Genomic DNA, 19,605 nt, shown 5'->3' with positions numbered 1-19,605 from the left:
AACGCGCCCCAATACAAATTGAACACCCACTTCAGATAGCAAATATCAGTGGCGGCTAACCTTCAAGTGTCTGGGGCAAAAAACTGTCATGACCAGCGAAAATAAATGCCGCCGGGCGACGGCACCGGATCATTTAAGCCAAAATGGCACACAAACTGCTTAAGCTTGTGGTGAATGCCGCCGGATCAAAGAATCCGGCGGCATGAAGCCTCATGCAAAACTTCTCAAGGTGACGCGGGACGAATCGGCATCGGGGCCGTAATCGCCCTCGCCTTCGATCTTCAGGATTTCCTGAAGCCGGGTCCGCGCACGGCTGACACGGCTTTTGATCGTGCCGACCGCACAGCCGCAAATCTCCGCCGCTTCTTCATAAGCAAAGCCGGAAGCGCCGATCAAAATGATCGCTTCGCGCTGATCGTCAGGCAGTTGCTCAAGCGCCGAGCGAAAATCCTGCAGATCCAGCATGCCATATTGCGAAGGATGCACGGCGAGCTGTTCGCTGAACAGGCCATCCGTATCCTGCACCTCACGCCCACGCTTGCGCATCTGAGTGTAGAATTCATTGCGCAGGATGGTGAAAAGCCAGGCCTTCATATTGGTGCCCATCTCGAAGGTTTCCTGCTTGGCCCAGGCCTTCATGATGGTGTCCTGTACCAAATCGTCTGCCTTGTCATGCTGGCCGATAAGTGACACGGCAAATGCGCGTAAGCTTGGCAGCGACGCCAGCAGCTCTCGCTTGAACTGCGCGCCTTGCGGGCCCTCCTGAGGGGCATTTCCATCAACCGACGGAACGGGTGCTCTGTCCACGCATACTCTCCTGTTCAGCCTGATCGAGTTTTTCGAGAAGATCGAGAAAACGGTCCGGGATCGTCTCATCTTGAATCGAGGCGTACAACGCCTTGAGTTTCAATCCGACTTCACAATTGGGTCCTAATATGTCCTTCGGGACGCGCCGCGACGCCGCGACGCCATTCGTATGAAGGTTATCTTTATCTGTCATATTGTATCGTTCTAGGCGATGAGCCCTGTCCTGTTTGTTACAAAGCTTCTGTTGGACGGGGAATGCACCAGCCCCAAAAAAGTTCCAGAAATTATGCCGTCAGTTCGGAACTTTTTTCAAGTCGCATCGTTTCCATCCGTAATGCCGCGCCCGATTGCGGATGATCGCGCTTGGCCAAAAGCTGGTTCGAGCCGATTGTTCAAACCGGATTCATGCGAATGTAAAACAAAGCGGCAGATGAGGAGTTCCATTACCATGACGTTATCGACGCGTATCGCGCCGCATCTTCCCTATCTTCGCCGTTTTTCGCGTGCCCTCACCGGTTCTCAGACATCCGGCGATGCTTACGTGGCGGCCGTGCTAGAAGCTCTGATCGCCGATCTGAGCATTTTCCCGGATACATCGTCGGACCGCATCGGCGTCTATCGCCTGTTCTGCGACCTCTACAAGACCGCATCGATCCGGGTGCCGGAACAATCTTCGGAGATCGGCTGGGAACAGCGGGCAAACCGCAATCTGGCGCATATTGCGCCGCTGCCCCGTCAGGCCTTCTTGCTGGTGGCCGTCGAAGGCTTCAGCGACAAGGAAGCCGCCGAGGTTCTCAATGTCGACGATGGCGAACTGGGGCGTCTCCTTTCCGCCGCATCGACGGAAATCTCGCGTCAGGTCGCAACCCGCCTGATGATCATTGAAGACGAACCGCTGATCGCCATGGATATCGAGCAGATGGTCGAAAGCCTCGGACATGAGGTCGTCGGCATCGCCCGCACCAAGGATGAGGCCCTCGCACTCTATGAAAAAGAGAAGCCGCGGATGGTTCTGGCTGATATCCAGCTTGCCGATGGCAGCTCGGGCATCGACGCCGTGAATGAAATCCTGAAAGACGACACAATCCCTGTCATCTTCATCACGGCCTTTCCAGAACGCCTGCTGACCGGCGAACGCCCCGAGCCGACCTTCCTCGTGACCAAGCCGTTCAATCCCGACATGGTGAAAGCCCTGATCAGTCAGGCGCTGTTTTTCGAAGAGGCTTCTCAAGTCGCGGCCTGAGTTCGGCCCGCTACAGCCAAGTTTGGCGGTTGTAATCGCCTCCGGGAAAGGGAAACCCTCTTCCCGGAGCGGCGTGCATTCCCGCTTTGCAACCTGAGAAAGCCCCGCTCTCAACCCTGAATAACTCATTTTTAAGCGCTGGCAGGAACCGAATGCATAGCAAAGTAGTTTATTCCTCATATACAAAAGAGGAGATCGGATATGCTTTACTACGCGCTCGTATTTCTCGTCGTGGCTCTTGTCGCCGGTGCGCTGGGCTTTGGCGGCATTGCCGGAGCATCGGCGGGTATCGCCCAAATTCTGTTCTTCGTGTTCCTAGCCTTGCTGGTCATTTCGCTGATAGCCTCGGCGATCCGCAAGGCCTGATAGAGCGGAGAAAAACCCAGTTCAGAACTGGTCTGTTTTTGGCCGTAAACCGGCCCTACCGATATGAACAACAACATACCGTCGCGCGAGATTGCGCGGCGGTTTGCTTTCTGGAGAAAAATAGGGTCCACCGTCCCGACCTTCAGTCAGCGCACGCCATCCGGCCCAATCGACCGTTATCGAGACTATAATGAGCGCATCAGACCTGCCATTACGCGAAGCCGAACCGGATGCAGCCCGTCTGCGCGCGCTCCTTCGGGCAGTCCGTAACAGCAATGTCTGCGTGCTCTATCAGCGTCCCGATCTGACCTATGCCTGGGGGGAAAATCTACCCGTCTACTGGCAAAATAACTGGAAAGCCGGCGGCACCGACGAGGATTTCATCGTTTCCACATCGCTCGCCAAGCTGAAATCGGCCAAAGAGACGGCGCTTCAAACCATGACGGCGCAGAATGTCGAACTTTCCATCATGGACGGCAACAAGCTCCATTGGGTCGAACTGCATATCGATTGCGACCGCGATACCAGCGGCAATCTCCTCGGACTGGTGACGACAGCACTGGAAATCAGCGAGCTGAAACGCCGCGAGCAGGTATTAAAAACGCTTTTGCGCGAAGTTAGTCACCGGTCAAAGAACATGCTGGCCATCGTGCAGAGCATCGCCAGCCAGACAGCGCGTTTCACCGATACGATTGATGATTTTCTGCTGAAATTCCGCGGGCGTATCCAGTCGCTGTCCTATTCACAGGATCTGGTGACTGATTCCAACTGGCGCGGCGCGCTTTTCCGTGACCTTGTCCACTCTCAGGTGGAAAAATATATCGACGTCACCGATGAGCGGCTTAGTCTCGAAGGAGACAACCCCTATCTATTCCCGGGCGCCGCCTTGCATGTCGGTTTGGCGCTGCATGAGCTGGTGGTCAATGCGACCTCATTCGGTGGCCTTTCGATCCCTTATGGCCGTGTGGCTATTTCGGCAGAAGTCGTCCGCACCGAAAACGAAGGCGAAAAGCTGGTCTTCCGCTGGGAAGAAACCAATCCGGCCATGCCGGAGGTCTATCAGCACGATCCCCGTTTCGGCAGCGCTGTGCTTCAGCGCATAGTCCCCGCCTCGGTCAATGGCCAGGCGCAATACCGCATCGATGGCACCGGCGCTGTCTATTCGCTGACCATACCGGACGAACAGTTCGATTCCTGATTTCCAGACAACACTCCGGCCCAAATAAAAGCCGTCATGGACGAACCATGACGGCTTATTAAAAAAGAGCGAAACGCCTGCTGGCACAACGGTTAACCGTCTGCGCGGCGTTCACGCCGTCCACCCTTGTTGGGGGAGTTGGGGCGAACTGTGAAGACCGTGTTGGGGGGCGGGGTCACGGGCTTCATGGACCAAAAACGCAGGCCCTGGAATTTGGTTCCGTCAGGATTTTATTTTTTTGCAATAAAGTTCGAGACGGTGATGAACGATCTCATAGCCGAGCGAGCGGGCGATTTCTTCCTGCAATTTTTCGATCTTGTCGGAGCGGAATTCAACGACCTCGCCGGTATTCATATCGATGATATGGTCGTGATGGGCGCCGCTTGCCTGTTCGAACCGCGACGGACCGCCGGCAAAGGCATGACGATGGATGGCACCGCGCTCTTCCAGAAGCTTCATGGTGCGGTAAACGGTCGAAAGCGAAATGCTGCTGTCGATCTCGACCGCCCTGCGAAAAATCTCCAAAGCATCCGGATGATCTTCCGTTTCAGTCAGAATATTCAGGATGATGCGGCGCGGGCGCGTGATGCGCACCCCGGCCTGTCGCAATTCCTGTTCGTAATCGGGCTTTTTGTAACGTTCGCTCATAAGCTGATTATGCACCCTCCCGCCGCCAGTTGCAAATTTTCGCAACTGGAATGAGGCAATCTCCCCAGCGATTTAAATGAGGCTCTCAAGCGCCATATTTATTGCCAAAGGTTTTTGGCGGAAAACCTATTGCGATTGCAATTTGCATTGTTAAGAATAAAATTTCAAAATTATAATATTAAAATAAAAACTTGTAGGTTGATTTAAAGATGAAAGCAACTCTTCAATTCTCATTAAGCGTAGCTGTGCTTATAGGCACCTTGATTTCCAACGCTACTGCTCAGGAACTAGGCGTCGTTTGCCCAGGCAGTTCATTACCAGGACATTGTATATCGCACACCAAAATGTGTTTGGTCGTTGGTGAAAGGGGTGTTGAGCTTCAACCCAACAAGGGGTGCCCGGAATAACTAAAAGCATCTGTTCTATTCCCCTCTGCTCTTTTACCCCGCCACAGGCGGGGTTTTTCGTCTATTCAAAAGCGCTTTAGCCAATATCTCCACTGGTTCTCTCTGTAAAAACCACTAACTGAATCAACATCTCGACGTTCAATTTAAATAGGGCGGACGGTTCGGGGGGCCGAATGGGTGTTGGGGGGGGCTTCCATGGACTGGTTCAATGTTGGGCTGACGGCGTTTTTCGTGATGGTTACCAGCCGTCCTATTGCTGGTTGTCGAAGAACTGCGCGGCAAGGGATAACCACGGTTTATGAGCCATCGAAAAAATGTGCTGGAAATCAATGGTACGCCCAAGGGGAATCGAACCCCTGTTTGCGCCGTGAGAGGGCGAGCGCTTTGAATTCCAGTATTTCATGATTCACCGCTGTTAACCGCCTTTGTTCCCTCCATGTTTTCATTGCGTTCACGGACTTGGTAAATTATCTTCATGACTGTTCGCCACTCTACGTGGCTGCTTATTTGACGGTTATTAGACGACTTTTACAAATCCATGTCCAAGACGCTGCAAGAATCTCCCCTCACCACGCCGAACGCCCGGAAAGGATTGCCGGTCGGTAATCACTGGCGCAGCGTGAGCGCAGACGTTCATCTTGGGTATCGCAAAGGCAAGCGCGTCGGGCGCTGGTTTGTGCGTTGGCGCCTGCCCGATGGCCGTTACAAGCAGGAGAGAATCGGCGCAGCTGATGACGGGCTATCGGCTGATGGTGTTGAAACGCTCAATTTCGAGCAAGCTAAGAGCAAAGCTGCCCAGCATGTCGAGCAAGCACGCCAACGTGAGCGGGATGCTGGCAAAGAGCCGATCCCCACGGTGCGCGAAGTTGTCGAGACCTATGCAGCCAAGCGTAAGGCCAGAGCGGAAAAACAAGAAGGCGCCCGCCCGCATGATGCTTCCGGCAGACTGACCTTGCATGTTCTCGAAAAGCCATTGGCCGATAAACGGCTAGACGCCCTATCGGATGAAGATTTGTCTGATTGGCGAGCCGATCTGCCGGAAACCTTAGCGACTTCAAGCGTTCAGCGAATCGTCAACGACCTTCGCGCGGCATTGAATGCAGTCCCTCCCCGTATTCTCAAGCGTCTGCCCGCCTCTTATCTGACCATGATCAAATTTGGTCTGAAGGCTGGTGAGGCGGAACCAGCAGCAGCCCGCGACGGCGCAGCACTACCTGATGCTGATGTGCGGCGTATCATCGAAGCTGCTCGAGCGGTTGATGATATTGAAGATTGGTCAGGTGATTTGTTCCGGTTGGTGCTCGTTCTGGCCGCTACAGGAATGCGTTTTTCCCAGATCCGTAGAATTCAGGTTGGCGATGTGCAGCCGGATCAGTCGCGCCTTATGATTCCCACCTCCCGCAAGGGACGCGGCCAAAAGCGAGCAACGCATATCGGTGTGAAGGTCGGCGGTGATGTTATCGAAGCGCTCAGGCCAGCCGTTGCGGGCCGTCGTCCTGCCGACCCATTGCTCGAGCGCTGGAAGCACAAACAGGAACGGCCAGCGGAAGGTGCAAAACCCGTCTGGGTCAGAGATAAACGCGGTACATGGAACTCACCAGCCGAACTTGCTCGGCCTTGGATTTCCATCATTAAGCGCGCTGGTTTACCCGCTGACACGGTGCCTTACGCGCTGCGCCACTCATCCATTGTCCGTGGGTTGCGTGCAGCCCTCCCCGTGCGGCTTGTCGCCCAGCTTCACGACACGTCGGATAAGATGATCGAACGTCATTACGCCTCCGCAATCGTTAACGCTCTCGATGACTTGGCTGCGCTCGCCGTCGTGCCGCTAGTCGATTCCGAGCGCGGCAAAGTGGTGAAGTTGAAGGCTGGAGAATAATCGAACACGCAGGGATAGGACGGCCATCCGACAAGCCGGAACGCACCTCCGGTTTCCCTGCGTCTGTTTAGGTGCTTCGTGAAGGTGCAGCGATGGCAGTAAGAAAACAACCTCTCCGTATCGTTACATATTCAGGTCCAGACCCCGAAATAGCACTGAACAATGAACAGTTCGAAGCACTCGAAACGGCATATGAACGCCCGATTGATGCAACGGCGCGCCAGCACCTACAGCAGAATTGTAATGAGTTCCTCTCACATAAGCGGGTTGAGAAGATTCGACAAACATGGCGGGATGTTGAGGACCAGATACACCCCTATAAAGATTTAGCACGGTCAATATGGACCGTAGCATACGAGCAGGACCGTAGATCTGATGCTTTTCATGAGTTTGAATACATTTTGGAGTCCGTCTTAGACCAGCAGATGCTGCGTTTTGATGCAAAGAATGAACTTTTCAGCTTTGATCCTGAAAATGCTGATGCGGGTATTGTTCCTCTTGCCAACGATTATGAGCTACCAGATCGTCCATATTTCATAAAACTCTCTGACCAATTAATCCAAGAAATTGCGATGGTTCTCTCGGTCGCGGTAAATGTAGCACAGAAAAGAATTGCAGAAGCAGCCGAAAAAGAAGTGGATGACGGCTCATCTGTAGAACCAATCGACGCTTTTATCCTTTCTATGACGCAATGGGCAAAAATACATGATCTGCCGTTTGCATCAGCATCTACACGAGAGGGATATGACCCTGCGCCTTTTTCCAAGTTTATGACTAAATTACTTTCAGTGATGCCTGAACCATTCAGAGAAACTAACTACTCCACAGCCGGAGGGATGGAAGCCAAAATCAAACGTGTGCGCGCTGCGTATAAAAAACGTCGATAGAGCAAACGGCATAATTTACCGATAACAATTTTGCTCTATTAATAGGGCAAACCTAACCTTCAAAAAATTTCCGTTCTGCTCAATCGATTAAATTCCCCGATTTCGCCAATCTTCATCACGTCAACCGCGCTCATTCACGGGCGCTGATGAAGAAAGGCAAAGAAGATGCCAGCAATTGCGCTGACGATTAAGGATGCTTCCGCAGCTTGTGGTCTTGGCCCCACCAAGATTTACGAACTGATCGGCAAAGGCAAAATCGACGCCCGCAAAGAGGGTCGTCGTACACTCATTCTCGCAGAAAGCCTGAAACGCTACGTCGAAAGCCTGCCTTCGGTGAAGGCGGCTTAGATGAGCGACATAACAGAAACGCCGCACTTGCTGGGCAGCAGCAAGAACGGCGGATCGGCAATTCAAAACGGTTGGTCCCCTTCTGAATACCGCAATCCGCCCCTCCCCGCAACAAATTTGACAGCATCGATCATCGCAAAGCGCTTTGGCCTTCCGATAGCGACGGCCCGCGTTGTGTGCGAACTCGCCGGAATTGGAGGCGCAGCATGAGTACCGATAAAGAACGTTGGGCATCTGCCGCATTCGCAGTCACGAACGGAACCTCGACCCCATTCACCATTGCCGTTAAAGGCCGAGACCGTTGGGCGCTGGAAAGCCTTATCAATGCCGGAAAGGCTGGATGTACGCCCATCGATCATCCCGGTCCGCGCTGGTCGGCTTACGTGTTCAAGCTTCGCGGCTTCGGCGTCGACATTGAAACCATTCATGAAAAACATGAAGGCTCTTTTAGCGGTACTCATGCGCGGTATGTGCTGCACTCCGCAGTGACGCCCTTCGACAAAAAAGGCGCCGCGGCATGACAGCCACATTCAAAGCAACTGGGAGGCCTCGCGCCTCCCTACCTTTCCGGGGAGGCGTTCATGGCGAAACATGACAGCCGTAGCCGTGGAAGTGGCTCCCCTTATATTCAGCTTCACCGTTGGTTTCTCGATTGCGATGCCTGGCGCTCGTTAAACGTCTATGCACGCTGCCTCTATGTCGAAATCAAGCGCCGCTATAACGGCAAGAATAACGGGGCAATTTCGATGAGCTATCGAGAGGCGCAGGAATTGGTGGGTTGCAGCAACAAACCCATTCCAGCAGCATTTCGCGAACTGCTCGAGAAGGGCTTCATCAAGCAGGAACGCAGGGGAAGCTTCAAAGGCACTCCCTTCGCAACCACGTGGACTTTGACCGAGTTGCCACAGGATGAACCTGAACGCTCGCTGGTTCCGTCGAAAGAATTCATGTCATGGAAACCCGACAGCAGGCGCACGAAGAAAAAAACGCCGCACGCCGAGAGCGTATACGCAGCACGCTTAGAGCGTACAGGAAACGGCACCACCGCACGCTTAGAGCGGGCTGTCAGCACGCCCAGAGCGTACAGTGAAGCCTCATTTTCGGCCATTCCCTGCACGCCGAGAGCGGGCACTATTAATATACCATATACAGGTAGCGAAAGCGGCCTTGAGCTAATCCCCACTCCGAGCCTCATTCGTAACCTTCAGCGCAACGGCTGGAGTAAGCCCGGTCGCGAACAGCCAATCAAAAGGCAGGTGAGCGAACCGGGCGATAGCTCAAGCTTTCTCATTTCAAAAAAAGGTCGTTTCTGATGAGCGATCCAGTGAAACGGGCCGCTGTGTGGCTGGCTATCACACCACAGGCTGAAAAGCCCCACCCCATCATTCCGCACCTTCGGAAGCAATTCGGACTGACGCCAATGCAAGCAGTCGAGGCGATCAACGCCTCAAAGCTTCAAACTCAGAATGAGGCAATTAGATATGGCTGATACGGCGAAAGAAAAAAAAGCGGATGGCAAATGCCGCAAAGTTCCAAGGACTGTTGAAGGCGGCGCGGTAGCGAAACCTGCTGCTGTCGATCCCTCAAAAACTGCTATTTTTCATTATGACAAAACCGGGACACTGACTGTTCACCAGGAGCGAGCCGAGCAGGCCTTCGGTTCATCCGATCCGAATTTCATTGTTGGCATCGCCAATCAGTTAAGCGCAATCTTGATGGGCAGATTGGCACCGCACAGCGGTCAGGTGACAAGACGTTCGCGTCTGATCTGATGGGTTTGAAAAACAAGCTTGTTGGAGAACTTGATACTGCCGTCCCGTCATTCCGCTCCGCGCGACAGGGCGCTTCAGCATTCTTCGGCGCTGATAATGCTATCGACGCAGGCAAAAGCTTTGCGCGGACACCTCGTTCATTGCCGGAAGCTCAGAGGGCCTTCAAATCGTTCTCAACCATGGAAAAGGATGCATTCTCGAGGGGATACGCTTCCGAATTGGTTGACCGGATCAAATCGACAAGCGACCGAGCGAATGTCGTCAATCAGATATTCAAAAATCAGGCATCGCGTGAAGGTATGCAGATGGTTTTTGGTCCGCAAAAAATGAAGGAAATCGAGGCTTATGTTCGCGTTGAGGACTTGGTTGATCGGCTTCGTGGTGCACTTGGAAACTCGACAACTGCCCGTCAGCTTGTGGAATTAGGACTCGGTGCGGGCGCAGGCGGAGCTATAGGTGGTTACAGCGGCGGTTATCAAGGGGCGCTGTCGGGCGCCGCACTGGGCGCTGGCGCTGCAGCAGCTAAACAAGGCGCGTCCGCCATCGTGAAGTCTGCGAACAATAAGACCTTTGAACACATGGCTAAGCTACTGACGAGCAATGACCCGAAGTCTCTCCAACAGGCGGTCAAATACGCCAGCCAGTCGCCATTCTTCATGAATGTGCTGGATCGCTTCTCGACTGCGCTCGCCATCCCCACTCGATCTGGCGCGATTATGCAGGGTCAGTAAAGAAGGCCTCCAAGAGACAATATCTGATAGCCAACATCCTCTGCGTAGTTGGCTTTCAGCCAGATGCCCAAAGGAATAAGCAAAGCAGCGGCAATCAAGTAGCCAAGAAATTCTATCGGATTGCCCTGCTTCATTGCCCATCGCCCCGTTGATCAACTCGTTACAGAACACCATTGAGGTGGACCAGATGCAAGAGAATTTAACAGATGTTGCCTTGGAGCTATCGGATCGGCTGAAGGCTGCCCGCAATAACGGCCAATACTCGCAAGAAATAGGCGCAACAGTAGCGCGTCTCATCATGTCGGAAGGGTTTGAACTGGTGGATGCCTTGGCGGCACTGTCGGTATGTCGTGGTCTAATTCAACAGAGCATCCCCTGTTACGGCGACGACAGCGACAAACGTTTCATCCTTGGTCAATCGCAGATACTTCTTTGCAAAGCCCTCGAAATCCTGGAAATGCACACCGGCATCAGTCCCGGATGCTTTGTTGGATTCGAAACTATTCCACCTGTGGCAAAACCAACAGGAGAAAAAGCCTCCTGATAATACAGGGAAGAAACAGAACGCAGGCCGTTTTATAACGGCGGATAACGGGCCGGTTAAAACCGGCGAAAACCGGATCGCCTCGCTGAAAACAGTGAATGAACAGTGGCGCAATCGAAGCGGGTCAGGCCGCTTCTAATTCATGGATAGCTGAGAGCTGATCCTGAATAGCTACCGCCTCTGTTTTAAGGTCATAACTCGCCTGCATATTCATCCAGAATTCCGGCGTGGTACGGAAGAACTTGGCAAGACGCAGAGCCGTATCAGGTGTAACGGCAGTCTGTTCCGTTGCCAGACGTTCGATACGGGTGCGAGGGACATTCAGATGCTTCGCAAGCGCACCGGCGCTCATACCAAGCGGGATGAGATATTCCTCCCGAAGGATTTCGCCGGGATGGACCGGCGGGAGTATACTGGTCATGGCTTCTTCCTTTCAGTGATAATCAACAATTTCGACCTGTTCAGCGCCAGCATCGGTCCAAACGAAACAAATGCGCCACTGGTCATTGATGCGGATTGAATGCTGCCCTTTGCGGTCTCCCTTGAGAGCTTCCAGTCGATTACCGGGAGGCGACCGAAGGTCATCAAGAACCACCGCGCTTTCAATCATGGTGAGTTTGCGAATAGCTGGTCTTAACAAGTCTGCCGGAAATCCCTTTGGCGCTATACCGCCCGCAACAGCTTCTGTTCTGTCGTCCCTGTAAGAACGGATCATCGCTTACTCCTTCGATCTGTATCATACCTTGATACAATGAAAAGTCAATGGATTTGTATCACAACATGATACAGAGGAAGCTCTGGGCGCAGTCCCATCCGTATAGGCTGATTGCTCTTTCCAGAACAGCCTTCCATTTTCAACACCGCTTCACACGTTTTCTTTTGAAGAGCGGGGTTATCGGTAATCCAGATTTTGCAGTGTTGAAAGCGAACCGCGAGACTGTTTGCATATCGCTCGGCGGGGATTTGTCCAATTGAGGAGCAAATCTATGTACCTGAGCGACTATTCACAGAACGCAAACCGAGCGCAGCAGGCCCGGCGCCGTATCCGATATCTAGGGGTTATGCCAAACGGCAGTCGGCTATGGACACCGGACGAGGACCAGATTTGCAGACAGTACGGCACGAATTACTCCGTTTTGATGGAAAAGCTCCCTCATAGAACATATCTCGCGTTGCGGAGCCGCTGCCAGAAGCTGGGATTGCGCCCAAAGAGACAACTGATGACCGCCGCCGAACTGTCGAAGCTTCGACGCTTAGGCCCTACTGCGCCCGCCGACAAGCTCTTGCAGGAGTTTCCTACACGAACATTGGCTCAGCTTCACGCGTTGAGGAAGCATTACAAAATTAGTCGCCCGAAACCTCCGTTGGTGGCGACAGGTTACCCAATATTGGACGCTATTCGGCAACGCTGCGCCGAGCTGAATTACTCAATGGTCGATCTGGATGCATTGGCGCACACAAAACGCTACTTTCAGAACGGCGGATGGCATAGCGGAGGCATCAATTACAAGGCCGTGTGCAAGGCAATCGTCGCTCTCGACGGCGAAATCTCCGTGTGCTGGAGGGGCGAATGAAACTCGACCGTCTCTCTATCGCTGCCGAAATTGAACGCCTTATCGATATGCTTGACCAGCTAGACGACGATCCAGACCTCGAGCTGGAACCGCCGGAAGAACAGCACGATGCTGAAGCAGATCTGACCTGGACAAATGGCTACGCGCCTGACTGGTTCGTCATCTCTGAACGGGCTAAACGCAAAGCAAAGTGCTGTTAACCTTTCATTGAGTGAGCTTCCGGCTGTGCGACGTGGGCTGACAAATAGTCGGAAGCAAGCTCAATATACGCCCAACAAAGCGCTAAGCCTTCGGATCGAAATGCAGACTTATTCCCTTGTGACGGACCCTGAATGGCCGCCCGGTTCTAACGTGTGGATGAGTAGTGCGGAAAATGAGCCGATCTCTGTCTAGATCCTCAATGCTTATTTCTTCCACGGACTCAGCCACGCGGTCCCGCCATTCAGCAAGAATTTTATCCAGCCGTGGTGCGTAAGTGTATACCAGTATCTCTCCGCAGTCTTGCCCCTGCACCCCAGTTGAATATCGGGTACTTAGTTGAGCCATACCCTTATGCAACCAGTTGTAGTTTGAATGAACTTTAGCCTCACCGATCCATAAGAAATCATTCTTTGCCCGAACAACAATATCGCAGTGACCACCGATTTGTGTATCGTGTGCTGCATCAAAATTGAGCGATTTCAACATATTCACGATGTCTATAGTAATTTTGTCTTCACCCAATTCTTGGTTAAGGTGCGCATTCTCCGTCAGCTGAAGTGCCGCCCAATCAATCCCGTCTTCAATAAGGTTTTGTATTTCTTCATGCGTGTCGGCAAGGCACATTTGGAACATTATCCGACCAGGCGTAGTGGCGCAGATAGTTTTTTCGAGGTCAGCAACCGACATATCTCGATGTGTCATTGCTTCGCAATCTCGTCATGCAGTTTTGAACTGGCAGAAAACACAGGGAAAATACGATCAGCGAAATCGGGGACATCCATTCCCGAATCTGGATGGATGAAAATCCCAGTACGCTTAGCGTCATTCAGTTCTTTCAATGTTATCGGATACTCAACCTCGAATTCATCGATAAACACAGCTTGAGCGTCGAAAAGCGCAAAACTTGAATTCGTTAGAATATTCACGGCTCCCAAAATTTCTAAATCAATAGAAGGGTGTTCAGCCATGTTTGCAAAGGTTTTGAACGTAACAAAATTAAGCTGTTCTAGTGGTATATCTTCTACTTTATCGAGTATTTTAACACAAAGAAGCGCAGCCGGCGAATTTCGCCAGCGCGCTGCAATCTCCTTTTTGAATCGTTCCAGTGTCATTACGACCACATTCGAATTAATTATTATGTTGTCCCGTATGTAAATAATGCTCTATTCGATCACGTACAAATGAATAATCTTCAAAACCCATGCATTTAGTAATTACTGCACTAGAGAGAACAGGGTTTTCAGAGCCAGCAGCACGCGAGTTGCTGTTTAAACTTAACTCTGGCGTCGAGAACGTCTTGTCATCAATTGCACGTCGCCACACGATACTAATCCTGTGTGGCTCAATTTTGGTCTTAAGTGCGTCGCTGCCGCCTTTATGATAGGTTTCTTGGCGCAGGCACAGCCCTTTGCGGCGCATTTTTTCGTGCTTGAGTGACGCCGTGCTCGTGCCAAAGCCTAGCTCCACCACATGCCCTTCTTTCGGAGCAAAATACATTCGCTCAATGAGGGGAAACAGATTTATCTCTTGGGAAAGGACATCCTCTCCAATTAACTTATTGAAACAGTCAATCGTGTTTTTGAGGGCCGCAAGAGTTTGATCAAGCTGAGCGCCGTTGGGGAAGTCGATACGGATATCGATCAGGTTGCTATCATTAGGTATCCACACGACATCGAAGGCGTGAAAGCGTTTTATTTTAAGCCCCACGATTTCATCAAATTTGCTGAATAGCTGAGGGGCGTCGTCCGGGAAATCATTCGCATTCAATGTTTCTCGTGACGTGAGCACGCGCGGTGAGCAGAAAACCAGGCCAACGCCGTGTTCCAAAACTTCAATGGCGGCTAATTGCGCGCCTAACCGTTGCTTAGAAAGTTCTTCGTCATCTAAAACGAAAGGATAGGCTTTTTCGAAGGCATTCTTTTCTACGGTGAGATTTTTGACGACGCTTCTCAATCTGTCCGCGGTATCTTCACTAAGCGAGAAAAACGTGCTCGCCTTTTCTCCGCATAGAATATGCTCCCGAAGCGCTTCAGTGAGAGCTGCCGTCTGTTGACTGTAGTCTATTTTCGTGTCCGTAATTTGATCTAAAGTGCGGTCCCACCCCATTGAGCGATGGATTTCACATTCGGCCAAAACCTTCTGCGCTACGCTCCAAGGCATTCTGCCTTTCATATTCCGAATAATGACTTCGACCGACACGATAGAAAACGCCCCCGTAAAAAATTAACCCACAGTAGAAAACCATCAATCCCAAAAAAATCCAGTCACATTCTAGCCACAATTTATAGTCGGTGGATATAAGCTGTTGCCCATATCGAAATAGGTAGGTTTTTCAAAGGCCTATGATCGATCTCCGGATCGGTGAACCACCTTAGAGAAGCTTAGAACATAGCAGGTTCTTCCAGAGCGAGAGCTTTGAAGCCTTTTACCAGACGGCATTTCCCCGAAATGATTCGCTTGGAAGGCGACTAAGTTTCATCTCTACCCTGGTTCAGATTGTACTTAATTTTTAAAGCCACTCCCGGCCCTTTTGCCACCTGTCCATTTTCGAGAAACTGGACGCCTGCTGCTTCGAGTGCCAGCCTGACATGCTGCACAGTGGAATCTTTTCCCGCGCCCTGATCGAGCTTGTTCAACGTATTTCGATGCAAACCTGTCATCTCGGCAAGTTCTGGATTGCTTAAACCCAACGCTGCCTTTGCCATTTTAAATTGCTCAGGGGTCATCATGTCTCCTATTTATATGCTGTCGGCATATTTAATATGTTGACAGCATATGCTGAAAGCATTAATTATATGCTAACAGCACATAAAAAAGAGAGCAAGTAAATGTTCAGCCTGTCAGCAATAATGAATGAAGCATGGAGCACGTACCGCCGCTCATATAGCAAGCATCCGACATTCCAGCGCAGCACTTTCAACTGGCTTCTGATGATTTCGTGGAAGCGTGCAAAGGATGCCGCTCTGCGCGCCAGCAATCCGATTCTGGCGAAGATTGAAGCTCTCCGCGAACAGCTAGAGATGCTTTCATATAAGCCGTGGAGCGTTGATATCGCCAGCGAGCGCAGGAGTATTGAAGCCCAGATTAATCGCCTTCTACCGGCTTAGCCGAGACAATCACGGTCGAGCAACCCGCGCCGATCTAACCAATTCTGAAAATCAGGAGCAGTCCCATGACGGAACATTCCATTCCGGCAAACGCCGAAGGCTTGCCTAAAGACCCAGCCTATATGAAAGCGGCTTTTGAGACGGGCTTGATTTTGTGTTCGCTGCTCAATGTCTGCCGCGCCGCCGCACACCTACTCGAAGAGGATGACGGCTATTACGTCAAATCCGTCCCCGCAGACCTCGCAAAAGTGCTGCAACATGCCGAGAGACTAGCGACCGATGTCGTGGTTGTGCTCGAAAAGTCAGGTGAAGCATGAGCGCGAAAAACGATAGCCGCCTTTCGGCAACATTCGGCCAAGCTGTCCAGAATGGACAAGCTATCGCCCGCACAATTCAGGAAGCCGCAGACGATTTGGCTTTCCTCATGGGGCAATTGCACGGAGAGACATTCCGCGCCCACGTTAGTTGTGAGCCAGCTTTCGTCTTCATCAGATACAGCGACATGGGAGGCGAGGCATGAACCGTCGTTTCTTCCTCAAGCTCTTGCCAGTTGCGAGCGCTGCCGTTGCAATTCCTGCCGTAGCTATATCTGCTGACAAAGAACCTCAACCCAACGCAACTGCCCCACTGCCCGAAAAGTGGCAAGGTGACGGCTATTACGAAGTTCTGGACGCCGGAACGGTGCGGCTCCAGCGTGTTGGACGCTTCAACCCTTTCGATGATGAAAACGACGGTCGCTGTTTTCGTTTTTCTTCGCCAATTCCATCGGCGCGGGATGAAATCGTCTACCGCTATGAAGCCGCTATCGACGCAGTTCTAATCCGCAAGGTCGAAGAAAAGTTCTGGAGGGTTCCCGCATGAAGGTCACCCGCATTTTCCTCGCATTTCTGCTTTTGCGCATCGCTCGCGGCCTGACTGAGCTTTCTATCTGGGTGCTTCCGGCCCCGAAAGGCAGCTTCAAATGAGCAGTCCCGCCATATATCGCCGCCGCCGCCTTATGCTTGAGCAATGGATTGAGCAGGCTATTGCGCTCCTCGACCAGATTGACGGCGACCCGGATCTAGAGGACGGCGACGACGATTTCACAGACGAGCGCGAGAACCCGGAAAGGATGATGGGAGGGCAAGGATTATGATCCAGCCAGCCAATTCATCTGCCGAGATTCACAGCTTCCCCCGTCGTCATAGTGTCAATGCTTTCGAGCAGGCAAAACAGGAACTGGCCGCGTTCAAGTTCTCATTGTTCGAAACGGTTGCTGCCGATCCGCTTTTGCGCGCGGGTCAGTGTCTCAATCTGATTATTGTCTATGCGTCCCTCGTGACTATCGACAAGAAGACGCTCCAGGCGACACCCGCTTATGCATCGAACGGACGAGTGTTCGTTCACGCTGGTGTTCGGTCGCATCACACAGCCGTCAAGGCGCGCAGACTTCTTGAACAGCATGGTTATCTCATTCCGGTCAGCCGCAGGAATGGCATCACTGTTTATCGAATCGAGAACCCGCATCACGAACGCGTTCAGATGCACATTCAGGAATTGGAAGAGTACCAGCGTGAGATAAAACACGAAAAAAATGTACGCAATAAGCCGCAATCCAGCATGGCAAATAATGCCCACCCTGACCGTTCAGGGGTGGCAGAAATTGCCCACCCTGAAAATCGTAAGGATGGCAATAATTGCCCACCAAGGATGGCAGAAAATGCCGACCAAGGTGGGCAGAAAATGCCACCAATTACCTTAAAGGAATACCTTACAGGATTACCTGTAAAAGAGGGCTATGAAGAGAGCGACGGTTCTCCAGTTATGGGTGACGTTGAGGGGGAGCGAAGCGCGCAATCAAAAAGCGCTGTAGCGAGCTCCCCCGACTTCCCGGCAAAGAAAAAAAAACGGGTATGCACTCGCAGCGAGCGGCGAAGATGAAAACGCGCCTTTTGCGGTTCCAGCATCAAAGCAAGAGGCTGATACATTTCTAGCGACCGTTTTTGGCTCGGATTTGGATCGACTGCATGAGCGTGTGCTGGATGGATGCCGCAAGCGGCTGATGAATGGATTGCTCACCCCTGCTTTTGTTCTTGCGCGTCTCGGTGCACTGGAAAAGCAGCAGCCAGCTTTCGGAGGTGCGCCCCATGCTCGATAGCAAACCTGATCAGCAGACAGGTTTGCGACTGGCAGACCTTTCACGCAACCAATGTCGCTGGCCCATCAATCACGCCAACCTTGGAGAGCTTCACATGTTCTGCGGTGCGGCTGTCCAAATTGGACACCCTTATTGCGACGAGCATTGTCGGAAAGCCTACACGGGAAAGGCGCCGGACAGAAAATCTGTCTCACAGACCTTAGCTGTTGATGATATGTCATAAGGAAAGAAAGGCAGGAACGTGCCTGACGTTTATTTTGCTGAGTTCAAGGTTTCCGAATAAGCTTCATGAAAACCAGACAAAACAAACTTGTTTCGATAGAACGCCTGAGTTCTTGGTTATTGGGCCTCATCGTTGTGTGAAGACTCCTCCTTTGAGGTCTTATTCATCAATAGTGGTGCCAAGCCTGCCCGTGGTTTTACATCTTTGTGGAACATGACTATCGCTAGTTTGCAGTAGTTTTCCGGATCTTCCTTTGCTTCCTTTTCTCGTCGCGCAAACTCCTCCCTGTATCCGGGCTCAGCAAAAGGCAAGATAAGACCAGTCGCATCCTGAAAGCCTTTGATGTATTCGCTATTGAGATCCAGCCCATCGCAATAGAGCCCGGCTGCCATAGCTCCCGCCATATAGGTAACGAAGTCCTGTTTGGAAACGCGCGGAGGAAAAGTTGGTAACGTCGAGGTGTCTGCTGCCGCAGTGTGCGTGACGACTATGGAAAGCAATCCTAAAATAAATGTCTTTTTCATCTACCTACTCAATTCTGAAAATGCATTCTGTCCATAAGCTGGAAAATTGAAACCTGCAATCTGATGCAATCTAAAAGCGGATTAGTCACGCTGCTGCTAACCACTAAAATACTGCGATTTGTTGGCTGTCCATTTTGAGCGGGTGTCAATCTTAATATCAAAGTATATCAATCGGGGTGCATCTGTCGGGTATCAGGCGGCGTTGCGCCGTCTTTGACAGATTGTCGCACCACGACAAGCTAAATGGAGCGTTGTCGCATCGAAAATAGCCACCTCAGAAACCGCTTATTCGACGGTTATTAGACGACTTTCTTGACGACTGATCTAAGTGATTGATTTTATTGGTACGCCCAAGGGGAATCGAACCCCTGTTTGCGCCGTGAGAGGGCGCCGTCCTGACCGCTAGACGATGGGCGCATAGGGTCTATTGCTGGCTGATATAATCGCCCTTACAGAAAAGCGCAATCCGGGAATATAAAAAGGCGGCTCCAGCCGCCCTTTTTGCATTGATAGACAGCCCGATCTTACTCGACGCTGCCGAGTTTGATGCGCCCGACCACGCGGGATTCGCGATAATCATAGATGATGAGTTCGGTACCGCCATCGGGTAGCAGCGTTTCGAGAGAAAGCTGATTGCCGGACAGGCTTTGCGACAGAAGGCGGGTGCCGGGCACGAGGTTGATCTGCGACTCGATCAGCTTCGGCGGTTCCGGTTTTACAGGCTGCGCTGCGGTCTGGCCCGGAATATCCGAACGGGCTTCCTGCGTGGCAGGGGTTTCGGGCGCGCGATTGATCTTGTAGACAACAGCGGCGAGCACGGCCATAAGACCGATCAGCATAACGCCGATGGAAACGGCAAGAAGCCGGATCATCTTGCGGCGCACACGTTCCATTGCCGGATCAAGCACAGGCTCGGACGGTTGTTCGTCCTGATAATAGCCCTGCTGATAGTCCTGATATCCTGAATCCTGCTGATTCTGGTATCGCGGATAGTGTGGATCCTGCATTA

At 52.0% G+C, this 19,605-nt stretch carries 31 protein-coding genes, 1 tRNA gene and 1 pseudogene; 20 read left to right on the top strand and 13 right to left on the bottom strand.

Annotation, left to right across the window (positions count from 1 at the left end):
* Window positions 1–210: 210 nt before the first annotated feature.
* Entirely contained in the window at window positions 211–807 is a 597-nt protein-coding gene (locus FIC94_RS16145) for an RNA polymerase sigma factor (RefSeq protein WP_109369726.1), read from the bottom strand.
* Window positions 779–1,000: a NepR family anti-sigma factor gene (locus FIC94_RS16140; RefSeq protein WP_109369727.1), complete on the bottom strand. Its 222-nt coding sequence runs from the start codon at window positions 998–1,000 to the stop codon at window positions 779–781. The genes FIC94_RS16145 and FIC94_RS16140 overlap by 29 nt, the downstream gene beginning before the upstream one ends.
* A gap of 255 nt (window positions 1,001–1,255) precedes the next feature.
* On the opposite strand from FIC94_RS16140, the gene FIC94_RS16135 reads away from it, so the two are divergent.
* From FIC94_RS16135 to FIC94_RS16125, 3 genes are all read left to right on the top strand, one after another.
* The gene (locus FIC94_RS16135; RefSeq protein WP_109369728.1) at window positions 1,256–2,050 is read left to right on the top strand and encodes a response regulator; all 795 of its coding nucleotides are present in this window, start codon (window positions 1,256–1,258) and stop codon (window positions 2,048–2,050) included.
* 201 nt (window positions 2,051–2,251) lie between these two features.
* Window positions 2,252–2,416 carry a DUF1328 domain-containing protein gene (locus tag FIC94_RS16130; protein ID WP_006473348.1) on the top strand — a complete coding sequence of 55 codons (165 nt, stop codon included), beginning with the start codon at window positions 2,252–2,254 and terminating at the stop codon, window positions 2,414–2,416.
* A 190-nt stretch (window positions 2,417–2,606) separates the two neighbouring features.
* A complete protein-coding gene (locus FIC94_RS16125) occupies window positions 2,607–3,614 on the top strand; it encodes a sensor histidine kinase (protein WP_109369729.1) in 1,008 nt (335 codons plus the stop codon).
* A gap of 222 nt (window positions 3,615–3,836) precedes the next feature.
* Here the strand turns inward: FIC94_RS16125 and FIC94_RS16120 are convergent, their stop codons facing one another.
* Window positions 3,837–4,262 (bottom strand): Fur family transcriptional regulator, encoded by a 426-nt coding sequence (locus tag FIC94_RS16120; RefSeq protein ID WP_140025529.1) that lies wholly within the window; start codon window positions 4,260–4,262, stop codon window positions 3,837–3,839.
* A gap of 945 nt (window positions 4,263–5,207) precedes the next feature.
* Here FIC94_RS16120 and FIC94_RS16115 point away from each other — a divergent pair.
* From FIC94_RS16115 to FIC94_RS16080, 8 genes are all read left to right on the top strand, one after another.
* The gene (locus FIC94_RS16115) at window positions 5,208–6,548 is read left to right on the top strand and encodes a tyrosine-type recombinase/integrase (protein ID WP_140025528.1); all 1,341 of its coding nucleotides are present in this window, start codon (window positions 5,208–5,210) and stop codon (window positions 6,546–6,548) included.
* 92 nt (window positions 6,549–6,640) lie between these two features.
* The gene (locus FIC94_RS16110; protein ID WP_140025527.1) at window positions 6,641–7,435 is read left to right on the top strand and encodes a hypothetical protein; all 795 of its coding nucleotides are present in this window, start codon (window positions 6,641–6,643) and stop codon (window positions 7,433–7,435) included.
* A 165-nt stretch (window positions 7,436–7,600) separates the two neighbouring features.
* Window positions 7,601–7,783 carry a helix-turn-helix domain-containing protein gene (locus FIC94_RS16105; protein ID WP_122241779.1) on the top strand — a complete coding sequence of 61 codons (183 nt, stop codon included), beginning with the start codon at window positions 7,601–7,603 and terminating at the stop codon, window positions 7,781–7,783.
* A complete protein-coding gene (locus tag FIC94_RS16100; protein WP_140025526.1) occupies window positions 7,784–7,993 on the top strand; it encodes a hypothetical protein in 210 nt (69 codons plus the stop codon).
* Window positions 7,990–8,304, top strand: coding sequence for a winged helix domain-containing protein (locus tag FIC94_RS16095; protein WP_140025525.1), 315 nt, complete (start codon window positions 7,990–7,992; stop codon window positions 8,302–8,304). The genes FIC94_RS16100 and FIC94_RS16095 overlap by 4 nt, the downstream gene beginning before the upstream one ends.
* A gap of 60 nt (window positions 8,305–8,364) precedes the next feature.
* Window positions 8,365–9,096, top strand: a complete 732-nt coding sequence (locus tag FIC94_RS16090) for a hypothetical protein (protein WP_140025524.1) — start codon at window positions 8,365–8,367, stop codon at window positions 9,094–9,096.
* A 168-nt stretch (window positions 9,097–9,264) separates the two neighbouring features.
* A complete protein-coding gene (locus FIC94_RS16085) occupies window positions 9,265–9,555 on the top strand; it encodes a hypothetical protein (RefSeq protein WP_140025523.1) in 291 nt (96 codons plus the stop codon).
* Window positions 9,555–10,286, top strand: coding sequence for a hypothetical protein (locus tag FIC94_RS16080; RefSeq protein ID WP_140025522.1), 732 nt, complete (start codon window positions 9,555–9,557; stop codon window positions 10,284–10,286). The genes FIC94_RS16085 and FIC94_RS16080 overlap by 1 nt, the downstream gene beginning before the upstream one ends.
* Here the strand turns inward: FIC94_RS16080 and FIC94_RS22475 are convergent.
* Window positions 10,280–10,420 carry a hypothetical protein gene (locus FIC94_RS22475; RefSeq protein WP_180918005.1) on the bottom strand — a complete coding sequence of 47 codons (141 nt, stop codon included), beginning with the start codon at window positions 10,418–10,420 and terminating at the stop codon, window positions 10,280–10,282. The two genes, FIC94_RS16080 and FIC94_RS22475, sit on opposite strands and share 7 nt — an antisense overlap.
* 53 nt (window positions 10,421–10,473) lie before the next feature.
* Between FIC94_RS22475 and FIC94_RS16075 the strand changes: the two genes are divergently transcribed.
* Window positions 10,474–10,830, top strand: a complete 357-nt coding sequence (locus FIC94_RS16075) for a hypothetical protein (RefSeq protein WP_140025521.1) — start codon at window positions 10,474–10,476, stop codon at window positions 10,828–10,830.
* Between the two features lie 124 nt (window positions 10,831–10,954).
* On the opposite strand, the gene FIC94_RS16070 is transcribed toward FIC94_RS16075, so the two are convergent.
* Entirely contained in the window at window positions 10,955–11,251 is a 297-nt protein-coding gene (locus tag FIC94_RS16070) for a HigA family addiction module antitoxin (protein WP_140025520.1), read from the bottom strand.
* 12 nt (window positions 11,252–11,263) lie between these two features.
* Complete coding sequence (locus tag FIC94_RS16065) at window positions 11,264–11,545, bottom strand: type II toxin-antitoxin system RelE/ParE family toxin (protein ID WP_140025519.1); 282 nt, start codon at window positions 11,543–11,545, stop codon at window positions 11,264–11,266.
* A 505-nt stretch (window positions 11,546–12,050) separates the two neighbouring features.
* On the opposite strand from FIC94_RS16065, the gene FIC94_RS22660 reads away from it, so the two are divergent.
* Window positions 12,051–12,404, top strand: coding sequence for a hypothetical protein (locus FIC94_RS22660; protein WP_235892029.1), 354 nt, complete (start codon window positions 12,051–12,053; stop codon window positions 12,402–12,404).
* Window positions 12,401–12,604 carry a hypothetical protein gene (locus tag FIC94_RS16050; protein ID WP_140025516.1) on the top strand — a complete coding sequence of 68 codons (204 nt, stop codon included), beginning with the start codon at window positions 12,401–12,403 and terminating at the stop codon, window positions 12,602–12,604. Before FIC94_RS22660 ends, FIC94_RS16050 begins: the two co-directional genes overlap by 4 nt.
* An 82-nt stretch (window positions 12,605–12,686) precedes the next feature.
* On the opposite strand, the gene FIC94_RS16045 is transcribed toward FIC94_RS16050, so the two are convergent.
* The 4 genes from FIC94_RS16045 to FIC94_RS16030 all read right to left on the bottom strand — a co-directional run bounded on the left by FIC94_RS16045 (window position 12,687) and on the right by FIC94_RS16030 (window position 15,334).
* Window positions 12,687–13,307 (bottom strand): hypothetical protein, encoded by a 621-nt coding sequence (locus FIC94_RS16045; RefSeq protein ID WP_180918003.1) that lies wholly within the window; start codon window positions 13,305–13,307, stop codon window positions 12,687–12,689.
* On the bottom strand, window positions 13,304–13,717 hold the full coding sequence (locus tag FIC94_RS16040; RefSeq protein ID WP_140025514.1) for a hypothetical protein: 414 nt from the start codon (window positions 13,715–13,717) through the stop codon (window positions 13,304–13,306). Before FIC94_RS16040 ends, FIC94_RS16045 begins: the two co-directional genes overlap by 4 nt.
* A gap of 16 nt (window positions 13,718–13,733) precedes the next feature.
* Entirely contained in the window at window positions 13,734–14,804 is a 1,071-nt protein-coding gene (locus tag FIC94_RS16035; RefSeq protein WP_140025513.1) for a hypothetical protein, read from the bottom strand.
* 269 nt (window positions 14,805–15,073) lie between these two features.
* Window positions 15,074–15,334 (bottom strand): helix-turn-helix domain-containing protein, encoded by a 261-nt coding sequence (locus FIC94_RS16030; RefSeq protein ID WP_235892028.1) that lies wholly within the window; start codon window positions 15,332–15,334, stop codon window positions 15,074–15,076.
* Window positions 15,335–15,433: 99 nt separating this feature from the next.
* On the opposite strand from FIC94_RS16030, the gene FIC94_RS16025 reads away from it, so the two are divergent.
* The 6 genes and pseudogenes from FIC94_RS16025 (at window position 15,434) to FIC94_RS16000 (ending at window position 18,072) form a co-directional block, all read left to right on the top strand.
* A complete protein-coding gene (locus FIC94_RS16025; protein ID WP_140025512.1) occupies window positions 15,434–15,712 on the top strand; it encodes a hypothetical protein in 279 nt (92 codons plus the stop codon).
* A 65-nt stretch (window positions 15,713–15,777) separates the two neighbouring features.
* The gene (locus FIC94_RS16020) at window positions 15,778–16,029 is read left to right on the top strand and encodes a hypothetical protein (RefSeq protein WP_140025511.1); all 252 of its coding nucleotides are present in this window, start codon (window positions 15,778–15,780) and stop codon (window positions 16,027–16,029) included.
* 199 nt (window positions 16,030–16,228) lie between these two features.
* Window positions 16,229–16,573 (top strand): hypothetical protein, encoded by a 345-nt coding sequence (locus FIC94_RS16015; RefSeq protein WP_140025510.1) that lies wholly within the window; start codon window positions 16,229–16,231, stop codon window positions 16,571–16,573.
* Window positions 16,574–16,673: 100 nt separating this feature from the next.
* A complete protein-coding gene (locus FIC94_RS22470) occupies window positions 16,674–16,847 on the top strand; it encodes a hypothetical protein (protein ID WP_180918001.1) in 174 nt (57 codons plus the stop codon).
* Window positions 16,844–17,453 (top strand): annotated as a pseudogene (locus FIC94_RS16010) (hypothetical protein). The gene FIC94_RS22470 and the pseudogene FIC94_RS16010 overlap by 4 nt, the downstream one beginning before the upstream one ends.
* 385 nt (window positions 17,454–17,838) lie before the next feature.
* Window positions 17,839–18,072: a GcrA family cell cycle regulator gene (locus tag FIC94_RS16000; RefSeq protein ID WP_140025509.1), complete on the top strand. Its 234-nt coding sequence runs from the start codon at window positions 17,839–17,841 to the stop codon at window positions 18,070–18,072.
* Between the two features lie 116 nt (window positions 18,073–18,188).
* On the opposite strand, the gene FIC94_RS15995 is transcribed toward FIC94_RS16000, so the two are convergent.
* The 3 genes from FIC94_RS15995 to FIC94_RS15985 form a co-directional block, all read right to left on the bottom strand.
* Window positions 18,189–18,596, bottom strand: a complete 408-nt coding sequence (locus FIC94_RS15995) for a hypothetical protein (protein ID WP_140025508.1) — start codon at window positions 18,594–18,596, stop codon at window positions 18,189–18,191.
* A gap of 342 nt (window positions 18,597–18,938) precedes the next feature.
* A tRNA-Glu gene (locus FIC94_RS15990) sits at window positions 18,939–19,013 on the bottom strand.
* 107 nt (window positions 19,014–19,120) lie between these two features.
* Complete coding sequence (locus FIC94_RS15985; protein ID WP_109369731.1) at window positions 19,121–19,603, bottom strand: hypothetical protein; 483 nt, start codon at window positions 19,601–19,603, stop codon at window positions 19,121–19,123.
* Window positions 19,604–19,605: the final 2 nt, after the last annotated feature.

This window comes from Ochrobactrum teleogrylli, assembly GCF_006376685.1.
In the GTDB taxonomy this organism is placed as follows: Bacteria; Pseudomonadota; Alphaproteobacteria; order Rhizobiales; family Rhizobiaceae; genus Brucella; species Brucella teleogrylli.
Note: the sequence above shows the minus strand (reverse complement) of the source record. Positions and strands in the feature narration are given on the sequence as shown.